Source organism: Micromonospora sp. NPDC051006 (genome assembly GCF_044456245.1).
GTDB lineage: Bacteria > Actinomycetota > Actinomycetes > Mycobacteriales > Micromonosporaceae > Micromonospora.
This window is the reverse complement of record NZ_JBITFP010000006.1, coordinates 39,146-59,227: the sequence shown is the minus strand read 5'-3', so window position 1 is coordinate 59,227 and position 20,082 is coordinate 39,146. Positions and strand designations below refer to the sequence as shown.

At 68.9% G+C, this 20,082-nt stretch carries 21 protein-coding genes and 2 pseudogenes; 13 read left to right on the top strand and 10 right to left on the bottom strand.

Annotated features, from left to right (window positions below; all coding sequences use genetic code 11):
* Positions 1-26 precede the first annotated feature (26 nt).
* From ACIBBA_RS12690 to ACIBBA_RS12680, 3 genes are all read left to right on the top strand, one after another.
* Entirely contained in the window at positions 27-587 is a 561-nt protein-coding gene (locus ACIBBA_RS12690) for a tail fiber protein (RefSeq protein ID WP_396696627.1), read from the top strand.
* 65 nt (positions 588-652) lie between these two features.
* The gene (locus ACIBBA_RS12685; protein ID WP_396696625.1) at positions 653-1,201 is read left to right on the top strand and encodes a phage tail protein; all 549 of its coding nucleotides are present in this window, start codon (positions 653-655) and stop codon (positions 1,199-1,201) included.
* A 10-nt stretch (positions 1,202-1,211) separates the two neighbouring features.
* Positions 1,212-1,805, top strand: coding sequence for a phage tail protein (locus ACIBBA_RS12680; protein ID WP_396696623.1), 594 nt, complete (start codon positions 1,212-1,214; stop codon positions 1,803-1,805).
* Positions 1,806-1,891: 86 nt separating this feature from the next.
* Here the strand turns inward: ACIBBA_RS12680 and ACIBBA_RS12675 are convergent.
* A pseudogene (locus tag ACIBBA_RS12675) lies at positions 1,892-2,131 on the bottom strand (transposase); the annotation flags it as partial.
* On the opposite strand from ACIBBA_RS12675, the gene ACIBBA_RS12670 reads away from it, so the two are divergent.
* The 3 genes from ACIBBA_RS12670 to ACIBBA_RS12660 all read left to right on the top strand — a co-directional run bounded on the left by ACIBBA_RS12670 (position 2,091) and on the right by ACIBBA_RS12660 (position 3,927).
* Positions 2,091-2,387 (top strand): hypothetical protein, encoded by a 297-nt coding sequence (locus tag ACIBBA_RS12670; protein ID WP_396697064.1) that lies wholly within the window; start codon positions 2,091-2,093, stop codon positions 2,385-2,387. The pseudogene ACIBBA_RS12675 and the gene ACIBBA_RS12670 sit on opposite strands and share 41 nt — an antisense overlap.
* A gap of 370 nt (positions 2,388-2,757) precedes the next feature.
* Positions 2,758-3,081: a hypothetical protein gene (locus tag ACIBBA_RS12665; RefSeq protein WP_396696621.1), complete on the top strand. Its 324-nt coding sequence runs from the start codon at positions 2,758-2,760 to the stop codon at positions 3,079-3,081.
* A gap of 303 nt (positions 3,082-3,384) precedes the next feature.
* Positions 3,385-3,927 carry an excalibur calcium-binding domain-containing protein gene (locus tag ACIBBA_RS12660; RefSeq protein WP_396696619.1) on the top strand — a complete coding sequence of 181 codons (543 nt, stop codon included), beginning with the start codon at positions 3,385-3,387 and terminating at the stop codon, positions 3,925-3,927.
* A gap of 490 nt (positions 3,928-4,417) precedes the next feature.
* Here the strand turns inward: ACIBBA_RS12660 and ACIBBA_RS12655 are convergent, their stop codons facing one another.
* Positions 4,418-4,786, bottom strand: a complete 369-nt coding sequence (locus tag ACIBBA_RS12655) for a hypothetical protein (RefSeq protein ID WP_396696617.1) — start codon at positions 4,784-4,786, stop codon at positions 4,418-4,420.
* 262 nt (positions 4,787-5,048) lie between these two features.
* Here ACIBBA_RS12655 and ACIBBA_RS12650 point away from each other — a divergent pair, with 262 nt between their 5' ends.
* Positions 5,049-5,918, top strand: coding sequence for an aldo/keto reductase family oxidoreductase (locus ACIBBA_RS12650; protein ID WP_396696615.1), 870 nt, complete (start codon positions 5,049-5,051; stop codon positions 5,916-5,918).
* 211 nt (positions 5,919-6,129) lie between these two features.
* Here ACIBBA_RS12650 and ACIBBA_RS12645 read toward each other — a convergent pair whose 3' ends face one another.
* Entirely contained in the window at positions 6,130-6,327 is a 198-nt protein-coding gene (locus tag ACIBBA_RS12645; protein WP_396696613.1) for a hypothetical protein, read from the bottom strand.
* Positions 6,328-6,489: 162 nt separating this feature from the next.
* Between ACIBBA_RS12645 and ACIBBA_RS12640 the strand changes: the two genes are divergently transcribed.
* The gene (locus tag ACIBBA_RS12640) at positions 6,490-7,155 is read left to right on the top strand and encodes an Hsp70 family protein (RefSeq protein WP_396696611.1); all 666 of its coding nucleotides are present in this window, start codon (positions 6,490-6,492) and stop codon (positions 7,153-7,155) included.
* Positions 7,156-7,260: 105 nt separating this feature from the next.
* Entirely contained in the window at positions 7,261-7,872 is a 612-nt protein-coding gene (locus ACIBBA_RS12635; RefSeq protein ID WP_396696609.1) for an Hsp70 family protein, read from the top strand.
* On the opposite strand, the gene ACIBBA_RS12630 is transcribed toward ACIBBA_RS12635, so the two are convergent.
* From ACIBBA_RS12630 to ACIBBA_RS12605, 6 genes are all read right to left on the bottom strand, one after another.
* Positions 7,844-8,188 carry a hypothetical protein gene (locus ACIBBA_RS12630; protein ID WP_396696607.1) on the bottom strand — a complete coding sequence of 115 codons (345 nt, stop codon included), beginning with the start codon at positions 8,186-8,188 and terminating at the stop codon, positions 7,844-7,846. The genes ACIBBA_RS12635 and ACIBBA_RS12630 overlap by 29 nt on opposite strands.
* 386 nt (positions 8,189-8,574) lie before the next feature.
* On the bottom strand, positions 8,575-8,991 hold the full coding sequence (locus tag ACIBBA_RS12625; RefSeq protein ID WP_396696605.1) for a YeeE/YedE thiosulfate transporter family protein: 417 nt from the start codon (positions 8,989-8,991) through the stop codon (positions 8,575-8,577).
* Entirely contained in the window at positions 8,991-9,665 is a 675-nt protein-coding gene (locus ACIBBA_RS12620; RefSeq protein WP_396696603.1) for a YeeE/YedE thiosulfate transporter family protein, read from the bottom strand. The genes ACIBBA_RS12625 and ACIBBA_RS12620 overlap by 1 nt, the downstream gene beginning before the upstream one ends.
* 1,075 nt (positions 9,666-10,740) lie before the next feature.
* Positions 10,741-11,274 (bottom strand): hypothetical protein, encoded by a 534-nt coding sequence (locus ACIBBA_RS12615; RefSeq protein WP_396696601.1) that lies wholly within the window; start codon positions 11,272-11,274, stop codon positions 10,741-10,743.
* An 826-nt stretch (positions 11,275-12,100) separates the two neighbouring features.
* Entirely contained in the window at positions 12,101-13,093 is a 993-nt protein-coding gene (locus tag ACIBBA_RS12610; protein ID WP_396696599.1) for a hypothetical protein, read from the bottom strand.
* A gap of 340 nt (positions 13,094-13,433) precedes the next feature.
* Positions 13,434-14,111 carry a hypothetical protein gene (locus tag ACIBBA_RS12605; protein ID WP_396696597.1) on the bottom strand — a complete coding sequence of 226 codons (678 nt, stop codon included), beginning with the start codon at positions 14,109-14,111 and terminating at the stop codon, positions 13,434-13,436.
* 1,907 nt (positions 14,112-16,018) lie between these two features.
* Between ACIBBA_RS12605 and ACIBBA_RS12600 the strand changes: the two genes are divergently transcribed.
* Positions 16,019-16,330: a S8 family serine peptidase gene (locus ACIBBA_RS12600; protein WP_396696595.1), complete on the top strand. Its 312-nt coding sequence runs from the start codon at positions 16,019-16,021 to the stop codon at positions 16,328-16,330.
* On the opposite strand, the pseudogene ACIBBA_RS12595 reads toward ACIBBA_RS12600, so the two are convergent.
* Positions 16,275-16,556: pseudogene (locus tag ACIBBA_RS12595) on the bottom strand (serine/threonine protein kinase); the annotation flags it as partial. The gene ACIBBA_RS12600 and the pseudogene ACIBBA_RS12595 overlap by 56 nt on opposite strands.
* Positions 16,557-17,592: 1,036 nt before the next feature.
* Between ACIBBA_RS12595 and ACIBBA_RS12590 the strand changes: the two are divergent.
* The 3 genes from ACIBBA_RS12590 to ACIBBA_RS12580 form a co-directional block, all read left to right on the top strand.
* Positions 17,593-18,108: an ATP-binding protein gene (locus tag ACIBBA_RS12590; protein WP_396696593.1), complete on the top strand. Its 516-nt coding sequence runs from the start codon at positions 17,593-17,595 to the stop codon at positions 18,106-18,108.
* The gene (locus ACIBBA_RS12585) at positions 18,105-18,431 is read left to right on the top strand and encodes an STAS domain-containing protein (RefSeq protein WP_396696591.1); all 327 of its coding nucleotides are present in this window, start codon (positions 18,105-18,107) and stop codon (positions 18,429-18,431) included. Before ACIBBA_RS12590 ends, ACIBBA_RS12585 begins: the two co-directional genes overlap by 4 nt.
* 755 nt (positions 18,432-19,186) lie before the next feature.
* Positions 19,187-20,082: IniB N-terminal domain-containing protein (locus ACIBBA_RS12580; protein WP_396696589.1), on the top strand; the 896-nt coding region annotated here is incomplete at its 3' end.

The following is a 20,082-nucleotide window of genomic DNA, read 5'->3' as shown; positions in this document are numbered from 1 at the left end:
CGTGCAACTCGACGAGAGGAATTGGCATGGCGGCCGACCCGTCACCGGTGCCGATCGGCACCATCACCGCCTTCGCCGGCAGGCTCGACATTCCTTGGCTCAGGTCACAGGGCTGGCTGTACTGCGACGGCGCCGAACTGACCGAGGCGGACTATCCCGCCCTGCACGCCGCGATCGGCGGCAACTACGGCAGCGGTAACGGCACCTTCCGGGTGCCGGACCTGCGCGGACGGTTCGGCCGAGGCGTCGACCTCGGTGCCGGCCGTGACCCATACGTCGGGGAACGGGCCGCGTCGGCACGCGGCGCTCTCGCCGGCAACAATCCCGGATCTGTCCAGGACTGGTACACCGCCCTTCCGGCCACAGCATTCGCGGTAGAGGGCGGCGGGGCTCACCAGCATCCCGTCGCGCACATGCCGGCGGACAAAACCGGAGCGGCGGTCATCGGCAGCCACTACGGCATCTGGAACGACAGCCGGTGGATCTGGGACACCGGAGCGCACACGCACACCATCACCGGCGGTGGCGACGCGGAAAGCCGACCCATCAACAAGTACGTGTACTTCATCATCAAGTTCGACGGATGAGGCCCGCCATGACAACAAGTTCCCAGCCAGGACCGGCCACGGTCGTCAGCGCCGACGGTGTGCTCGTGGGCGCGGTCGTCGGCTACGGCGCGATCGTCTCCGGCAACGCGGCCGCCCCCGAGGGATGGCTGCTCTGTGACGGCAGCGCCGTGTCTCGCTCCACCTACGCTTGCCTCTACAGCGTCATCGGCGACATCCACGGCAGCGGAGACGGCAGCAGCACCTTCAACCTGCCCGACTACCGCGGCCGGTTCCATCGCGGCGTCGACGACGGAACCGGCCGTGATCCCGACGCCGGCACGCGCACCCCAGCCAACCCCGGCGGGCTCAGCGGCGACCGGGTCGGCTCCGTCCAACCGAAGGCCACCGCCCGACCCGGTGGCGAACGCTTCGCCAGCGACTACAGCCCAGACCATCATCACTGGGTGCCGAACCTGCCCGACGACAACTCCCACCCATGGGCCGCCGGGTCGCACTACGCCGGCTGGAACGACGGCAGCGGCGAGACCAGCAGCAACGGTTGGCACCAGCACGCACTCAGCGGCGGTGACAGGGACACCTGTCCGGTGAATCTTTACCAGAACTACCTGATCTACTACGGCACGCGTTCCTAAGGAGCAACGGATGAGCCAGGAAGACGTGCCCGTCGTTCCGCTGGGGCACCTCGTCGTCGGAACGGTGCTGCCATACAGCGCTGGCAACCCTATCGACGAGTACGGGCTGCAAGAGCAAGGCTGGATGTACTGCGACGGCAGGCTCCTCGGCCGAGCCGACCACCCCGAGCTCTTCACGGTAATCGGCACCCTGCACGGCAGCGGCGACGGCACCACCACCTTCAACCTGCCCGACTACCGCGGCTACCTACTTCGCGGCGTGGACGACGGCACCGGACGCGACCCCGACGCCGGCAGCCGAAGCGAACCCGCTCCCGGTGGCGCGGTCGGCGACCGCTGCGGTTCCCAGCAGCCCCACGCCACCGGCCGACCGCGGCAAGCGCTCACGCTCGACACCGACGGCGGACACAGCCACCAGGTGTACGGCGTCCCGGAAGACAACTCATCCACACCCGTAGCCGGTTCGACCCGAAGTATCTGGAACGAAGACGGCGGGAACACCGACCCCGGCGGATCCCACCAACACCTGATCTCCGATGGCGGGGACATGGAAACCCGTCCGACCAACGCCTACGTCAACCACATCATCCGATACCGGACGTAGCAATTCGAGGCTCGCCGGTGCAGGCACCTCGATCCCATCGCTGATTTAGAGGGCTGTCTCGCTAAAGGCGGTTCCGGCGATCTTGGTTAGTCGGTTTCAGCGGCTGGGAAGCGGTCGCTGAAGGTGACGGCGAAGGCGTTCAACGCGGGTTTCCAGCGCATCGTCCATCGGGTCCGGCCTGCTCCGGTGGGTCTCAGGGGGCGGGTCACCAGGTACAGACACTTCAACGCGGCCTGCTCGTTCGGGAAGTGGCCCCGGGCCTTGACCGCACGTCGGTAGCGGACGTTGAGAGACTCGATCGCGTTCGTCGAGCAGATCACCTTGCGGCGGACAGAGAGCTGCAAGGCCGCGCTGGCCTCGATAGACCCGACGCCGTACTTCGGCAAGTACCGGGAGAACGTGTGGGCCGGAATCCGCGGCTACCTGAACGCGGTCACCGACCGCGCCGCCGCACCGGTCATCGACAAGTACACCGGGGTGCTGGCCGCGGCCGACATCGAGGAGTTCACCACCAGCACCACGTTCATGATCCTCCAGTCGCTCCGGTTGGACCGGGGGATCGGCTCGCAGGTCCACCCCTGACCACTGCCAGTGAGAACGACTGATACGACTGGTGACCGGTGAGAGCCTGTTGAAGGACGTGGTCAGGTCGCGTGGATTTATGGTGGTCGTGGCTGCTGGCGGGCAAGTCGGCGGGGCATGATGACTCAAGTCTCGTGATTATGCGGCCTCGGCTGTGCTGGTCACGGTCCCATGGTGGGCTAATCCAGCGAAGGTCGCGGCGGCAAGTGTTCCGTAAGCGGATCCGCGAAGGATCCGGAAGCCAGCACCCGAGCCGCTCCGGGAAGCATCGGGCTCATAGCTGTCGCCGCGAATCTATGTCCGACCAGACGAACGGTAGAACTCCGCGCCGCATCGAGGTTGGCGACTCCGACGTAAGCTTCTAGCCGCGATGCGCGCGTTCAGCCCGCCCGCACCCGAGGACGCCTCGCTGCCGGCATTCATTGACGATCTGCGCGATCAGCTGACGCAGCTTCAGCGCCGGTGGGAAGGCGTCATCGCGCCGACCGTTCGCGGAATGATCGAAACAAACACCTGCGAGGTGACCCTGAGCGTTATGGCCGACGACATCACCACCGCTCCCATAGCCGCAGGCCGGGCAGTCGCTTACGCCGCCGATCGTGCGGCGGCCTCCTGGCAGGTCGCGGTCGGCCGCATCACCGTTCAGAGACCACCTCGGCCAACCACCTTCGCGGACCTGCCACCGCTTCCCTGACCCGGCCAGGCCGGGGTGCAGGTGCCGCTCACGCTCTTCGCCCGCACTCACGGACCCGGCCTGCCCTAGGTGCAGCAGTTTGGACGCACATGACGCACAGCGCGGCGCGTCGACGCCGGCGCCCAACCAGGTGACGCTGCGGGTCGCTCTCACCGAGCCGACCGCCACGGGCGCCACACCCGTGCTCCTCAACACGGGCCTCGACGGCGCAGGAAGGCAGGAAATACTGGTGCCCGTCGGCCGGGCCCGGACCCTGGCCTACCAGATTCGTTTCCTACCCAACCGACAGGGAAGCCGCCACTGATGACACCCGACCCCGATCAGGCGCCGCAGGGCGACACCGTGCAGCTACCCATCTACCAACCCCCGCCAGCAGGCAGGAAGAAGGCGGTCCCATGGGTGATCGCCGCCTCCGTCCTCCTCGGTCTCAGCTGCTGGGGAGGTTTCATCGCCGTCAACGACGACGAACCGAGCCGCCCCTCCGCCGGAAACAGCCCCACCCAGGCCGGCCCCTCCGCCGCTGCACCCTCCGGCGACGCGACCGCCACCACCGACTCGAACGTCCTCCAGCAACTGCCCACCCCGACACGATCTACCCCGACGACGTCCGCGGCGCGGCCGAGCCCGTCATCAGCCCGGCCGAATCCGACCGCCACCCACAGCACCACGCCACGGCCGGCGCCCACCAGCTCTCGGCCGAAGCCTCCACCCGCGCCCACGACCGACCCGCGATTCGGCACCTGCAAAGAGGCCAACAACGCCGGCTACGGCCCGTACTATCGCGGCGTCGACCCCGAGTACGCCTGGTACATCGACCGGAACAAGGACGGCGTGGTGTGCGACTGATAAGTCCCCAGCCCGGGCGGAACGGAGTAACCGATCATCACTTGTGCCCACCGCTACGTCCTGCCGCTCCTGGCTGTACCCGGGCCAAGGTCGCGCACGGTGAGTGCGGCGAAGGTGGCGAAGGGGGCGGCGCCGGACGAGTGTAGATGTAGCGCCGCACATTCCCGCGACGCCTGTAAATGATGGAAAGGTCGGGTGCGCGGCCTGACGAACGGGCGGGACCGCACCACCCCCGCGATCTCGCCCGGTACCTGGTCCGAACAGCGCACCATGAAGCCCGTCGGGAGACATCCCTTTGGCTAATTCGACACCTCGTACCCCGCCGCCGCGCTGGCCGGGTAGCCGCAACGGCGTTGCCGCACCTGCCGTCTGGAACCTGCCAACCCGGCCACTTCCCCAACAGCCGCAACGCTCGGGGGAGTGGTGGCCCTATGCGGTGTTCGGCGCAGTGACCCTACTGCTCGGGTGCTTGGCGATGGTGGTCGTCCTCCTAGCCAGGTAGCCCGCGAGGCGGCTGATTTCTGGTTAGCCAGCGGGTGCCGCCCTGCTCACCAGTAGCGGCGAACCAGGGCCTAGCTCGGCCGGCCCCTGTCAGATCGGCGCGCCGGGCGGGCCGTGCGCAGCGACCCGAGCCAGGCGCGGCCAGCTTCGCGTACGACGGCTCCTCGGCGATCAGTCCGGCCGCCGCGGAGACGGCCAGCTCGGTCAGCTCAGCCGCGTCCGACCGGGCGGTACGCCCCGACTCGACCAGCGCGAGGATCCGTTCCGGGTCGGTGTCGTGCAGCTTGTGGTGGCGGCGGCGCAGCAGGCCGCGCAGCAGGGTCCGGCGAGGTAGCGGCCTCGCCGATCGACCACTCACATGAAGCGGGACCACGACGATGCCGGCGGGGCGCCGCAGGGCTTCGGGGTGTAGGGGGAGCAGAAAATCGGTGTGCTCGGCTCCCAATCGCGTCAGAAGACGGCTCCCTAGCGCCATTCGCGAGTCCTGCTTACGTCCCGCGACCGGCCCATGGGAACTCGTTGATATCCGCCGCTAGCCATCACCTCTGGCGGCCACCGCGGTTTGGCGCCCGCGTCGGCGGGAAGCGCGTGGACCTGCGACAACGAGGAGAGGAACTCTCATGACATCGACCCCACCGCCTGGCGGGACGTTCACCTTGGCGAAGGATCTGACAGTCACCCGGATGGGGTACGGCGCGATGCAGTTGGCCGGCCCGCACGTGTTCGGCCCGCCGGCCGACCGCGACGCTGCCGTGGCCGTGCTGCGCGAGGCCATTCTCCTGGGCATCAACCACATCGACACCGCCGACTACTACGGCCCGTATGTCACCAACGAGATCATCAGGGAGGCTCTGCACCCCTACCCTGACGATCTACACATCGTGACGAAGGTCGGAGCGTTGCGGGACGCCGAGGGGAACTGGCCGCCGGCGCTAACGCCTGGGCAGCTGCGCCAGGCTGTGCACGACAACCTGGATCACCTCGGGCTGGACGCACTCGACGTGGTCAACCTGCGCGTCGGTGGGCTCGACCGACCCACTCCCGGCCCCATCGCCGAGCCGTTCACCGCGCTCGCGCAGCTGCAGCAGGAGGGCCTGATCAAGCACCTCGGTCTCAGCACCGTCACCGCCGAGCAGATCGCCGAAGCACAGTCCATCGCGCCGATCGTATGCGTCCAGAACTTCTACAACATCGCCAACCGCAACGACGACGACCTGATCGACTCCCTCGCCGCACAGGGCATCGCCTACGTGCCTTACTTCCCGCTCGGCGGCTTCTCCCCACTGCAGTCCGAGGAACTGAACGCCGTCGCCAACCGCCTCGACACCACACCGATGGCCATCGCGCTGGCGTGGCTGCTCCAGCGCTCCCCGAACCTCCTGCTCATCCCCGGCACCTCATCCGTCACGCACCTGCGCGAAAACGTCACCGCTGCTGCGCTGACCCTTCCCAAGGACGCGCTGACCGAACTGAACGCAATCGCGTCGTGAACACGACCACCGCGCAACCTCCGATCGGGTTCATCGGCCTCGGCGACCGGGGACCACTGCGGCGACCGCCGTCGCCAAAGCGGAGTGCCCCCTGCACATGGAGCCCGCCGACCCGGCCCCCTCGACGCAGTCGGCGACGACGTGCACGTCCGGCAGGAACCCAGTCGCTGGGCTGACTGGTTGAGGATGCTGTGCCGTCCACCCGTCGACGTCATTCGCAGCGGTCCTCCGAGCCGCGTCCGTACCGCTGGCAACAGTCGGTCCGGTGCTGGTACACGCGCAGGTCCCAGCCGCGGGACCGCCCGATGTCCGAGGTGCGCTCGTACAGGCACGCACCCCACACCACGGACTCGCCGCCCCCGTCGATGACGTGCCCGTCGCCTGGCCCGCCGCGCAACAACACCTCCATCCGACTGACGTACCACGCAGGACCGGCCGACGCAGGACGACGGCAAAGGTCAGGACGCCCTGCGCACAAGTCCACCGATGCGACGTCACGAGGAGCAAAGCGGACGGCCCCATTCCTGACTGTAGCGGCGGGGTGACGTAAGCGAGACGTTCATGTTTGACTATGCCCAAGCAGGCGGGGGAGGCGCGGCTAGCAATCGACTGCGGCACCACCAGCACCGTCGCCGTCCTTGCCTGGCCCGACGGCAGCTGGTCGCCACTGTCCATCGACGGCGCACCACACCTGCCCAGCGCCGTCTACCTCTCCCCGGACGGCGACGTGTGGACCGGGCAGCGGGCCTGGCAGGCCGCAGCGGACCAACCGAACCGGTTCATCCCGGCACCACGCCGCCCCACCGACGACCAGCTCACCGTCGACGGAACCGTCGTTGACGCTCTCGACCTGACGGCCGCAACCTTGCGCCGCGTCGCTGCCGAGGCCGAGCGGGTCGCCGGCGGCCCGCTGCAGGATGTGCGGGTGGTGGTGCCGGCGCGCTGGGGGCCGCGGCGCACCTGGATGCGGCAGGCCGCCCACCGGGCAGGTCTTCCACAGCCACGCCTGGTGGAAGCGCCGGTGGCCGTCGCCGAGCACCTGGTGGCCGCCGGCCTGCGATGGCCGGTGGGGTCGTTCATCGCCGTCTGCGATCTGGGTGCGGGCGCGGAGGTCAGTGTCCTGCGCCGCGGCCCTGCGGGCCGCGACCCTCGCCGACCCGGCCGCCGGCGGCAGCGCCATCGACCAAGCCCTCACCGCGTCCCTCACCGGCGACCCCACGCCGGAGGACACCGGTGATGGCGCAACGCGGTGGACGGTGGTCGCCAGCGTTCAAGCCGCGAAGGAAGCCTTGGCGCATCACCCGACCGTGACCGTGCCGCTTCCCGACCGCCACCCATCATCGTGAACAACACCATGCTCGAGGAGGCCGCCCGCCCGGTCGTGCAGCGCGCTGCGCGCCTGACCAGCGAGGCGGTCACCGCAGCCGAGATCAGCACCGATGAACTCGCCGGCGTCTACTGCGTCGGCGGCGGCGCGCACCTGCCGCAACTGGAGAAGCTCATCGCCGACCAGAGCGGCGTCGCCCCGACGGTGGTCACGGAGCCGGCGCTCGTTGCCGCCCGAGGCGCCGCGGACGCCGGCGTCGCCAACCCCAGCATGGCGAGCGCCGTGGAGGCGGCGGTGCCGCTGGTGCGGCGGGCCGTCGCCATCGCCGTGCCCGGCTTCGCGTCCCTGGCCCTGATCTGGCAGTGCCTCATGACCGGAGAGCAACACAGCACGCTGAATGTGCACTACTGGGTGACCCTGAACTGGGGCGAGCTCACCATGGCCGCCGTGTTCGCCCTCCTGGCATGCCTCGGTGCGGGCACCATCCTCGACTCCCTCGCCGCCGCCCACAGCCCCACCCCCGATGCCGGGTCCGAAGGCGGAAAGATCAGCGTCGGCATCCTCGCCGCCGTCTCCCTCGCCCTCGGATCGCGGGCCTCTACGCGGTGGTTGCCAGCCAATATTTAGGCAAGCCGGTGGGCGCGTTCCTCAGCTGGGCCCTCTGGCCGGTCACCCCGACCGTGCTGATGGCCGCCGCCATGGCGGTCGTTGCCGCCCGGCAATGGCGGGCACCCGTCAGTTGGCGGCCGCTTCGCGCGGCCGCATCGTGCCGGGTCAGTCCGGCCTGTGAAAACAACGCCGCCGCGCGGAGCATGTAATGCCGCACCACCGGAGAACGCTTTTCATTGATAAAGGTCGGGTGCGCGGCCTCCTTGCCGGGGCGGGACTGCCCGACCCCCGCAGTCCCGCCCCACTCAACCGAACAGCGCACCATCACCTCCACGGAGACATGCCATGACGGCTGACTCGACGCCCCGCACCCCGCCGCCGCGCTGCCCGGGCCGCCGCAATGCAGTGGCAGCGCCTCCGGGTTGGAACCTGCCAACTCAGCCTCTCAGCAGCGGCAGCACTCCCGCGACTGGTCGCCGCTCGTGATGACATCGCCCTACGGCTGGAACGAACGACCGCCCAAGACCTGTATGCCGAGACCGGTGAGCATGGCGCGGCCGCCGCGCCCATCACCCCGCCGGGCGCCGCAGAAGCCGAGCGGTCACCGGGGGCCCGTGATCCCCCACAGCTGGGCTTGGCCGGCGTCGGGGATCAGCCTCGTGGCGCCTGGCTAAGCGCCCTTCCTGGCGTTCTTGACCGCCTCGCGGTTCCTCTGCGCGGCTACCGTTCGCAGGATCCGCTGTCGAGGTGGAAGTACCTCGTGTTGGCCCAGCGGCAGAGCCGGATGCCGACGACAACGCCGGCGATCGTGACCAGGGCAGGAAGGTACCCGCTGGCGACCTGCACGATCGGGATCGCCGGACAGCCACCCGAGATCGCCCAGCCGGTACCGAACAGCACCGCGCCGGGGATCACGCCGGCGTGGATGCGTCCCGGGGTGCGGCGGACACGCAGTACGGCGAACACCACGACGATGATCGCTACGGCGCCGGCGAAGGCCAGGAACATGCGAGGGTCCTGGAAGGTGAACATGCGGTTCAGTTCGGCGTAGTCAGCGAAGCCGATGTTCGTGACGGTGAAGCCGAGGGCAAGCCCGGCGATGATGTTGGCGACGAGTATCCCGCCCCGGGTACGCATCAGATCACCTTCCACAGCAGGAACGACACGAGGACGCCGGTGCCGAAGAAGACGGCAGTGGCGACGATGCTGACCGGCTGTAGTCGGCCGCAGCCGTTGAGCCCGTGACCGCTGCTGCACCCTCCGGCGAGACGGGTGCCGAAGCCGACGAGCACACCGCCGACGAACAGTGCGCCGATCATTGCGATCGGCTTGTCGGTCACGATCCGGCCGAAGGCGTCGCCCATGTCGAGGCGGAGCTGGAATCTGCCGGCGGTGACGGCCGCTACCCACCCGCCGACGAAGATTGACAGAAGCAGGGCGGCCTGGCTGACCAAGGGCGCCGGGAGCATGCTCGCCATGGAGGAACTCACCGCCGTCGGCGGCCGCACCGCCTGTTCCGGTGTCCGCGCGTCTCCGTGCGGAGCGCGAGGCGCGGCAGGCGCAGGCGAACCGGCTCCGAAGTGGTCGGCGGTGGCCACGGCGAGAGCGTCGGCGAGGACACGTTCGTCGGCGAACTGGGCGTTCACCCGTTCGACACGGCGTTCTGCGCGCCAGTGCAGCACACGGTCCCACGCACCGGACACCCCGAAGGATCGATCGGTCGTCACGGCGTAGTTGATGGTGGTGAGGGCGAGCCCGGCGGCCCCGGCCCACCACGGCCAGTATCCAGTCATGCGGAGGTCGCCAGCCAATCTGTGAGTCGGGTCCACCACCGGACCCGCCGAGGCGCCGGTGGGGTCGATGGGGTTCTGGCTAGGTGCGGACCCTGTGCGGGTGATCCGGTGTTGAAGCCTTGAGCGGCTGCCGGTACCGGGTTGGGATCCCGGGCCGGTACCGGCTCGAACCGCTGTGAGGGCCCCGGATTGAGCCGTGACGGGGATGCCTGCCTGGCCGTGTCCGACCCGTCAGCGGCGGGCATGCCTCTCAGGTGCAGCGCGTCGGCTCCATTTGGCAGGAGCGTGATCGGCACGAGCTGCCCCGTCCGGGACCGCTCATACCGAGCGCACGTCCGCCAACCCTCCGCGCTGTCGCAGTAGTAGTTACGCCATTCGCGCAAGCTTGCGTTGAGCAGCGGGAAGAGGGGGCACTCCCGAACGTGTAAGCAGCCCATGTCACTCCGATCTGGCCAGCGTTCACCCCGAGGCGATTGGGCGGGATGGCATGAGCTGGAGAGGCAGGTCTCGGTCAGCAAGCATACATACCGTATGGATGAATAGCGATCGAAAGGTGATCATGTCGAACGCCGTTTTGATCAACGGCCTGGACACGCCCTACTACGGCCTCGGGCGGTCGGACGCCCGTTGCCCGTGGCCGATGGCGCGTCTGCGTCGGCCGTCTGGTTCGCCCGACTGGCGCGGGGTCAGCCCCGCGCCCCGGTCGTCGCCGCGCCGAGCGTTCGCGCTGCGCGGCCGGCAGATTCCATGCCGGCGCGCCCTACGCCTCCGGCCACCGGAAGCGTTGTGGATCAGCGGACGTGTTGAAGCCGTGTGGATGAGACCAGTCGGGAAGCGCAGTCCGGTGCAGTCAGGCAGGCGAGCGCGTCGGCGGCCGCACAGTTCGACGGGGTAGTCGCCGACTTGGCCAGCCGAATGTCCGCGCAGAGGTGAGTCGCGAGGTCGACATCGGACGCCTGTCGCGCCGGCGTCACGAAGTTCGGCACGGTACAGGGCCTCATCCACGTGAACACGTCTTCAGCACGCGTATACCACGGACGGCGACCGCGAGATTGCGGCACGCTGGCCGGGCAAAGGGGGCGGCCTCGGCCTGTCACTCGAGCAGAGGTATCCATGCGGCGGCGACGGTTCCGTCGCGTCGCGCCTCGGTGAGCCGTTGAGCCGGAAGCGGCTCGGGGTGCCCTGCCCGCTGCCGGGGACCAACTCCGTAGACGGCGGCGACGGCGCCCAGCGCCCTCGCGGCGGTCGTCCAAGTGGACGGTATCTCGTTGACGCCGTAGGCGAATACGTGACCGGTCGGGTCATGCAACCCGAGACCCGTAGCGTGCAGATCCACACCCCAGGTGGTCACCCTCGCCGGATGTGTCGCCGATGTCCAGCGCGGCAGGCCCAACAAGATCGCCGCCTCCACCTGCGCCTCGCACCGTGAGCCCGTGAGGGTTTCCGTCCACGCGGCGCTGGCTGGCTCGAACCAGGCGACGGCGACCACCACCGGTCCGTCGGCGTGAGAAGGCTCCCCTGGCTGCGGGATGGGAAAGGGAGCATCCCACCGCTTCTCCTGGCTCGTCACCCACAAGTGCAGCCGTTCACCGCCGCGCCCTTTCGCATCATCGGCGACGGCAAGCACCCATGCATCGCTGACCTTGTCTCGCGCGCCTGACCGATCCGGGTGATTTACCGGTGGAGTCGGCTCCGTAGCACCTGCGCTTTCCACAGCCGGTAATCCATCCGATACCTCTCGCGATGTTGCTGATGTCCACGGGCGTGCATTCACCGCTTGAGTGGACCTGGGTACGGCCGCGGGTGCGGGCCTGAACGCGTCGACTCCATTCGGCAGGAGCGTGATCGGCACGAGCTGGCCTGTCCTGTACATCTGGTACCGAGCACACGTCAGCCATCCCTCCGCACTGTCGCAGTAGTTGTTGCGCCAGGCGCTCAAGCTCGCGTTGAGCAGCGGGAAGAGCGGACAGCCCTGAGCGTGTGAGCAGCCCATGTCACTCCGATCTGGCCAGCGTCACCCAGGGTGAATGGGTGGGATGGCATGAGAGTTGGAGGGGCAGATCTCGGTCAGCCAGCATACATACCGTATGGACGAGTAGCGATCGAGAGGTGATCATGTCGAACGCCGCTTTGATCAACGGCAGGCACGTCGACCGCTTCGTCGACACCCTCGAGGCCCTCCCAGCGGCGACCGCCGCGCCCGCTCCGCTGCCGCGCTCGCACGAGCAGCCCGGTCGGCCCCTTGCGGCCAGGCTGCGGTGACTCGATTGCTTCGTCGGACAGCCCCGTCCACCGGCCTGGCTGCCCGTCAGGACGGTGCAGTCCCCGACAGACCGCGAGCAGCACCGGGGCTTCGATCCCTACGCAGCCGGTGGTCGCAGCCTCGGCCAGGCGAACGGACGAACTCCTGCCACTCGTCGAGCTAACAGGTCCGCCTGTCTAGGTCGGACCCGCTACTGCCCGGGCTGATCGGACAAAATCCTGCAGTCGTTGCCCGCTGCCGCGAGTAGAGCGTCCGCGGTGTCGAGCCGGCCCACCGCGCGGTGGGTGGCGGCGAGGGCTTTCCACTGGAGCGGGTCAACGGTCAGCACCGCGGCGGCCGGATGGTTGACCAGGAGGTCGAGCCGGTCGGTGTCGACGACTGATCGGGCTGCCTCGGCCAGGCACATCACGGGTAGCCCGAAGAGGGCTTTCTCGCTGGCCACCGTGGCGATCGCTTCGCCCACGGCGGTCGAGCCCTCGGTGAACGCGAGGATGGCGGAGGTGTCGAGGATGAGCCGGATCGGAAGGTCATTCAAGGCGGGGCCGCGCTGGTCCGGGCGGGCGGGTGGGGTAGATGAACGGTGGCGGGGTCGGCGCTGCCTTGGGGCGCGCCACATGGGGTAGGTAGGGCTGCCGTCGGGGAGAGTGAACGGTTCGAGGGGAACGTAGCCGTGCCGTGAGTACAGGTCCTGATCGACGAGGGTTGTCACCTCCGTGTAGATGGGCATCGGCGCCTGGCCCATTCGAGCGTTGCTGGTGGCGAGCAAGGTGCTGGCGCGCCTGACCCAGTACGGCTTCGGTGCGACGGTGAAGAACGCCAGGTGGTGGTGCGGGCCGTCGGGTCGGTGCGTATGCAGAACGTCGTCGAGGTGCAGGAAACGGTCCAGGTACTCGCCGCAGGCGACAGCGAGCCGCTCGCCGTACCCGCTCGGCGGTGAGATTAAATCGTAGCGGTGCAGCCACACGGCGGCGGCGGAACGATCGTGCAGGAGATGGGCTTCGCCGAACAGCAGCGCGTATTCGGTCCAGACGCGGACGACGGCGCTGAGGATGTCCCGCCGACGGTGTTCGTCGGGTACGAGCCATGCGCCGATCGTGCTGTCGGTGAAGGGCCCGACGACAAGATCCACGATGTGAGGGATGTCGTGCCAGTGGGCTCGACAGACGGGCAGGTTGTTGGTCACGCGGTTCTCCGGGTAGCAGATGCGGTTGGTCAGCGATGGCGGTGTCGCCGGGCAGTGCAGAGTTCTGGGACGGCATACGTCCAGCAACAGATGCGGCTTCTTCCCCTACCGTGCGATCAGCCAGCGCGGTACGGGCAGAAGTGGTTCCGAAGGGCCGTGAAGGCGGGACCGGGCCGATGAGCCGGGAGGGCATCGGTTTAGAGGTACGCCCACAAAGGCGCTGCTGCCGTTCCAACTCAGGTAGGCGCCGTACTGGGTCACAGGCGAGGCGGACAGCGGGCGGCCGACGCCCTGGCCCTCTGGCCGGGATGGCGGGGCCATCCCGGCCAGATCGGGTGGCTCAGCGCAGCGCCCACCGGACCGACGGGTTGTTGTGTGGGACCAGCGGACGCCGCACGGGTGAGCGGACGTTACGGCTGGACCTTCCCTTCCACAGCAGCGACAACCGCCACATCGAGTGCGCGATGGTGTGATCGCCGAGCGGAACGGCGTCCCTGTCGGCGTATTTGTGGTGCCGAAACAGCGTTCGGTCGTCGTCGGTGAAGACCTCCGCGTACGTGGGCAGGCCGAGTGTGTCCATCCACTGCTGCGCTCCGGCGAGGGCCGCCGCGGCGTGGCCCGACTCCGCCGGGCCCGGCGCGGCGAGCAGGGCCAGGTGGTTGTGCGCCTCGGTGGGACGCCGCGCGGCGAGGGCTTGGTCGAACTGCAGGAAGCGATCCAGGTGCGCACCGCATGCTTCGGTGAGCCGGTCGGCGTATCGGTTTGGGGGCGGGATGGGCCGGTAGCGGTGGAACCAGACGGTCGCGGCGGTGCCGTTCGGTAGCAGGAAAGCATCGCCGAAGAGCAGCGCGTGTTCGATCCAGATCCGAGCCACAGCGGCGAGGGTGTTCGGCCGGCATCGCTCGTCGGGGACGAGCCAGGCGCCGAGGCCGGTGGGAGCGAGGGTTTCGGTGACAAGATCGGCGATCCGGCCGATGTCGCACCAACGAGCCCGGACGACGGGCTGGGTCACGTTCATGGGTAACTCCTGGCCACCATTGTGATGGGATACTCGGGAAGGATGCCGGCGTCGTCGCGGGCCACCGCGGGCCGGCGCGGGCCACCAAGGACCGTCAAGCATTGGGGTAGGCAGAGGCCGTCGGTGCCGCGGACGGCACGGAACGGCCCGCCGGTCAGGCGGGCCGGGTGCCCGGGCGGGGCGAGCGCGACGGGAGAGCGTCGCCAGCGCTCGGGTGGCAGCGGCGGCCGGCCAGGCTGGGTGGCGTCCATACCGACGTGGGGGCGTCGGCCGGGCTTCCGTGTACTGCACCGGACGTGGCGGATCCACTGGTGCCGGGGGCGGGCGGGGAGTCGGCATTCGGCCAGGGCAGGTGCGGCGCGTCCGGCCGAACGAGGCCCGGCAGAGACGACAGCTGCCTGGTGGTGTGCCAGTCCGGTGGGGTGCGGGTGGAGTCGAGCCCTGCGGCGGGCTTGGCCGGCGCGGCGACGCCCGGTCCGGTGGCAGGCCCGATGCAGCCCGGGCCGGTGCCACGCACCGGGCCGCCGGGCGGGCTACTCGGCGGCGTTGTCGCCGGTGGTGTGGCCGGCGGGTCCAGAAGGTCCGTCACCGGTTCGAGGGTCTCGAGCACAGGATCCAGCGGCGCGAGCACCGGCTGCAGCCCTCGCCAGATGGGCGAGAGGACCGGGGTGAGCGGTTGGGTCACCGGACGGAGGGCGTCAGCCACCGGCATGAGCACGTCGGACTGCACGGGGCCCGTAACCGGGCGCAGCGCGTCGGCCACCGGGGCGAGCACCCCGGATCGCACCGGCTCGGCCACCGAGCGTAGGGCATCACCCACTGGTGTCAGCACAGTCCCGTCTGGCAGCCCGGCGGCCGAGCGGGAGTCGCCGGCGGCGGGCTTCGGCGTGCCGGCCCATGCGGGTGGCTCCGCGTGGCGGACGGGCGGTGGGGACACCCAGCCCGGTCGGGTTACTGCCTGGTCCGGGGTCGGGCGGCTCGGTGCCATCCGGGTCGGTGGTGGCACCGCTCGGGAGCCTGGTTCCATTGGCGGGGCGGCTGGGGACGCGGCGTCGGCGGTGGGCGACTGCGGTGTCGCGGCCTCGAGAACTGGGCGGAGGACGTTGGCGAGCAGGTCGACAGCGGCGTCGATCGGCGCGGCCGGCGGACGGTCCGCGGCGTAGGCGGTCGCGGTGGTGGCGGCCTCGTGGGCGCCCCACGTCACAACGACCCCGCCGATCAGGAGCCCGAGGCGCAGCGCGACCCGCGTCCACCGCCCGCCCCGTCGACTCATCCCGGCATCCCTCCGACCCTCGGCCATCGCCGACGATCAATCATGCGCACTGTACCGAACGCAGCCGACCGATCACAGCATGTCGCTGATCGGAATCGGGCGCGTCGCGCCCGGATGGCAGGATTGGGCGCTCCCGACCGGGCTGCCACCGGCAGGCATCGACGACCTGGCGCACGAGCTGTTCGAATGCCCCTGATGTGGTCGGAGAAGCCACCGGCTTGTGGCCTGTAGATGGCCAGGCGGCTCCGGCGTGCGTGCTATTGACGCCTCGGCCCGTAAAGGGAACCGTGCCAGGAAGAGGCTGGAGCCACGGGCCGTCCATCTGACATCTACGGCAGGACGGGCCGGGCAGGGTCTCTAATCCGACGGCCTGCGCCATTCGGGCCGGTGACGGTGCCGTCGCGAAGCGCGAAGGCGCCGCGGGTGTCTTCCCATCGACGACGATGCCTCTACCCGCGTTGGCGCGCCGGCGGCGGTCGCTCTGGCGGGAGTGGCTACGCACCGCCGCCATCAGCTCGTACGGGTTACCCGGCTTGAGGTGCCGCCTGGCGGTGATCGGCCGGCCCTCGCTGTTGCGTTTCACGCGTGATCATCGATCTACAGATGAAGCTCCCGCATCCTGAGGAGAGGTCTTATGTCGATCACGCGGTTACTCGCCAGTGCCACGCTGGCCACCGTGCTCGTGGCTGTCGCCGGGACGCCCGTCCAGGCGGCTGGCAACGATCCGTTATACGACAAGCAGTGGGGCCTGCGGCAAATCCACGCCGAGCAGGCTTGGGTGACCAGCACGGGAGCCGGTGTGGTGATCGCGGTTGTCGACACCGGTGTCGATCTCAACCACCCGGATCTGACGTCCAAGCTCGTTCCCGGCGCCACCTTCGTGGACTGCGGTGCGGCACGGTCAGTCCTGCCTGCTCGGACTCGCCGTAGTCGTAGACGTTGGTGATGTGAGGATGACTGAGCCGAGCCGCGGCCTGGGCCTCGATCCGGATCCGGCGCCGAAAGGACCGCGCACGGGCAAGCCGTGAGGCGAGCATCTTGATCGCCACCTGCCGGCCGAGCACCTCGTCGTAACCCCGCCACACCAACGACATGCCACCGGCGCCGAGCTGTTCGATCAGCCGGTACCGTTCACCGAGCACTTGGGCACCGTTGCTGATCGCTCCACTCATGCTGACAGTTGTTGCCCCCGCTCAGCCCAGCTACACCACTTATCCGAAATCCGGCCCTGCCCATACGAGCTGATCGTTCTGCTTGCCACAGCGGCCGCGAAGGCCGGCGGACTAACCGGTCGTTACGGAAGCGGCGGGCCGGCCGGCGACGCCGCGAAGTAGCCCACTGGGCAGGAATGTCAGTTTGTCGCGCCCATGCTCGTCACAGCGGGCGAACAAGCCTGCTTGGGGAGCGCTGCGCAGCCCAGGCGAGATCTATTGCCTCACCGGCGGCTGCGTCCGTCCCCGGAAGTTGGCGGACGCCAGAGTTCCACCGACTGGCTGGTTCTTGTAACAGCACAGTGGCTCTCGACGCCTGCCTATTGAAGTCGGGTGCGCGTTTCCGTGGCGGGCCTCCGGACCCGCGGGACCCGTCCGCTCTGTCGAACGGCATGCGGGCAGGCCTGCCGGACGTAGCCATGACTGAGGCGACACGGTCGGTCCTGTCAACCGCCGACAACTAAGGGGAGACGATGACGGACACTGCCTCCGAGAGGGCGGGCCAGGCGCCGCCGCCACCGTCCGAGCAGCAGCGATCTGCGACGTGCCGGAACTGTGGGCAGCCGCTGTTTCACGAGTGGTTGTGGGGCTGGATGCACGAAGGCGATCGCTACCTGTGTGAGGACCCTGCCACGGGTAAGTTGCTGTGCCAACCGGCAACGCCCGCCTCGCCCCTTTGAGAGCAACACGCCGCGAAGCTCGCCCCCACGGAAGGCCGTCGATGATGACAGCCGGCGCCCCATCAGACGTCGCAGAGTGACATCACACGGCTCAATTGCGTCGCCTTCCCTGGCTGGCCATGAAACATCGGCTGGCCGCGGCAAGGACGGGGAGGTAAGGACCAAAATCCTCGGCCTCGCCAGTGGCGTCGGCGCGGTCGAGACGGGCGCCTGTTCGGGCTGCCCGAGCGGGGCCATCGGCCAGAAGCGGGTTGAGCTGGGGCTACTTGTCGTCGAGCAAGGGTCGCGGTGACGCCGTGGCTGGGTAGCCTGCGACCATGAGCGAGGACGCGGAGGCACCTGAGCCGGACGATCCGGCATGGTCCCGCCACGCCCCGGTCACGCTGCTGATGTCACAGCACTTCATTGCCGCGACGGTGACCGCGCTCCGGCACAGCGTTGAGGCGACAATCGCCTCGGCGGGACTAGTGGGTGATGCAGGCTTCGACTTCCTGTTGGCCGTGCATGAACTGGTCGCCAACGCCGTGCGTCATGGCGGCGGGAGAGGACACCTCTATCTGTGCAGGCAGGAAGATGTGCTGATTTGCGAGATCACCGATCAGGGAAAGGGGGCTGATAGCCTCCCCATACGGCTGCCGGGGCCCGATGTCTCCGGTGGGCGGGGACTCTGGTTGGCGCACCAACTGACCGACCAGCTCGTCCTCGTCCGGCGACCCGACGGCGTGACCGCCACGGTCACACTGTGCTTGGAGCCCCTAGACGCTCCCCATAGCCGGTCCGAGTCGGCCGCGCCGCAGACCGAAGGTCTCAGCCCTAGGGAGGAGAACCAGTGACCAGCTTTCAGCCCAGCTGGCAGCACCAGGTCCGCGTTGACCAGGACCACAGCACAGTCCTGCTGTCCGGAGAGATCGACATGAACGGAGCCGGCCAGCTCCTGGACCTCCTCGACCGCACCATCCAGACCACGAGGCGGGTTGACGTCGACATGGCGGCGGTCCAATTCATCGACTCAACCGGGATCAACGCTCTGATCACTGCAAGAAGAGCGGCAGCGGCAGCTGGCGGGCAGCTAGTCGTCACTAATCCCAGCAGGAACGCCCATCGTGTTCTGGGCATCACCGGCATACTCGAGGTTCTCTCGCCCCCCGGCACCTGACCCGCACTGCCGGCACAGATGGCCCCGGCTTGAGTGGACCGTGCGGGTCGTCAAGTAGTCAGGCCGATCAGGTGGACCTGGTGCACGCAGCCGAGGAGCCGCGAGGATCGATCTGCTGACGATCTGGGTGCCCCCGGCCGGCAGCGACTAGGTCTGTGAGGCCGCGTCAGCCCTCAGGCATCTTGGGGAACATTTCGCCGCCGAGCACCGCCGCCACCGACCGGCACGACGGCTGGTCGGTGACCACGGCCATGATCTCGGCCTGCACCTGCGGGAGCGGCAGCCACATCGCGGTGGGGAGGTGAGGCAAACACGTCGTTCGGACCCGGTGCACGCGGTCCCCATGCGGTGGTCGTGCCGGGAAGGCGCCGGGCGCTGAGGCGGTAAACGGCCCGGTAAGGCGCGCCCGGAGAGTTCGGTGGCCATCGATCCCGCGAAGCGCACTGCGTGGCCGCATCGAGGTGAACCGTCTGAACGACAGTCATAGCTTGGTGCAGTCGGCAACGCTGCTTCGATGACCCCGTCAGGGTTCGCTGACCGACTGCTGCGCCTCACCCCCTGGGGCTATCGATGGGGGTCTTCGCGCAAGAACCCGGTAATCCCCTAACGCCACACGCCGCCCATGCCCCTAACCCGGCGGGACAACGCTGGGGTGCACCCCCGATGCCCGATACCGCTGTTCAACCTACGGTCGATCGGGGCCGGGCGATCTTGTCTGGGCCACGTCCTAAAACACGAATCGAGGGACCGGCAACATGAGTGAAAGCGCCAGCACAAATTCAACCGCCGACGTGAGTTCCACCTCTGCCGCCGACTGGACCGGGAACACGGAGGTAACTGCCGATGCGAACTCGACGTCCACCGAGTCCACCGCCAACGCGGGGTCGACGGCCGAAATGGGCGTAACCCCTGGGATGGTGTCGCCGCAGAGCCTGCAGGACTTCGTATTCGGCCTGCTCACCAACGTCGACGCCCGGGCCGGGTACGAGGCGGACCCGCAAGCTGCGCTGGACGGCGCGGGCCTCAACGACGTGACCCCGGTCGACGTGCAGGACATCATTCCGCTGGTCGCTGACTACGTTCCTGTCCAGGGCGTCACGTCCCCTCTTGCCGGAGACAGCCTCGGAGCTGGCGCGGGTGCCACCGTCGATGGATTTGCGCTCGGCGGCGTGGCCGGCACCGTCGACAGCACCATGGGCGGCCTCGGCTTCACCGGTGTGACCGGCGACGTGGGTGCCACCCTCGATGGCGTGAGCCTCAGCGGCGTGGCCGGCGCCTTGGACAACACCGTCGGTGGACTCGGTGTCAGCGGAGTGACCGGCGGCCTGGGCGGCACGGCGCACGGCGTCACCGCCCTGGCAGCCGGCGTGATCGGTGACGTCGGTGGCACCCTGGACAGCACCGTCGGCGGGCTTGGTGTCAGCGGCGTGATCGGGGACGTCGGCGGGACTTTGGACGGCACGGTTGGCGGGCTCGGTGTCGGTGGTGTGACGGGCGACCTGGGCGGCACGGTGCATGGGGTGACCGGCCTGGCTGGCGGCGTGACCGGTGACCTCGGCGGGACTTTGGACGGCACGGTTGGCGGGCTCGGTGTCGGTGGTGTGACGGGCGACCTGGGCGGCACGGTGCATGGGGTGACCGGCCTGGCTGG

Bases quoted from the DNA above. Each gene is read 5' to 3' on its own strand.
- ACIBBA_RS12665 (WP_396696621.1), top strand. From the start codon at position 2,758: ATGCGCGCGTTCAGCCCGCCCGCACCCGAGGACGCCTCGCTGCCGGCA.
- ACIBBA_RS12690 (WP_396696627.1), top strand. From the start codon at position 27: ATGGCGGCCGACCCGTCACCGGTGCCGATCGGCACCATCACCGCCTTC.
- ACIBBA_RS12600 (WP_396696595.1), top strand. From the start codon at position 16,019: ATGTCGATCACGCGGTTACTCGCCAGTGCCACGCTGGCCACCGTGCTC.
- ACIBBA_RS12650 (WP_396696615.1), top strand. From the start codon at position 5,049: ATGACATCGACCCCACCGCCTGGCGGGACGTTCACCTTGGCGAAGGAT.
- ACIBBA_RS12605 (WP_396696597.1), bottom strand. From the start codon at position 14,111: ATGAACGTGACCCAGCCCGTCGTCCGGGCTCGTTGGTGCGACATCGGC.
- ACIBBA_RS12680 (WP_396696623.1), top strand. From the start codon at position 1,212: ATGAGCCAGGAAGACGTGCCCGTCGTTCCGCTGGGGCACCTCGTCGTC.
- ACIBBA_RS12645 (WP_396696613.1), bottom strand. From the start codon at position 6,327: ATGGAGGTGTTGTTGCGCGGCGGGCCAGGCGACGGGCACGTCATCGAC.
- ACIBBA_RS12625 (WP_396696605.1), bottom strand. From the start codon at position 8,991: ATGCGTACCCGGGGCGGGATACTCGTCGCCAACATCATCGCCGGGCTT.
- ACIBBA_RS12590 (WP_396696593.1), top strand. From the start codon at position 17,593: ATGAGCGAGGACGCGGAGGCACCTGAGCCGGACGATCCGGCATGGTCC.
- ACIBBA_RS12660 (WP_396696619.1), top strand. From the start codon at position 3,385: ATGACACCCGACCCCGATCAGGCGCCGCAGGGCGACACCGTGCAGCTA.
- ACIBBA_RS12640 (WP_396696611.1), top strand. From the start codon at position 6,490: ATGCCCAAGCAGGCGGGGGAGGCGCGGCTAGCAATCGACTGCGGCACC.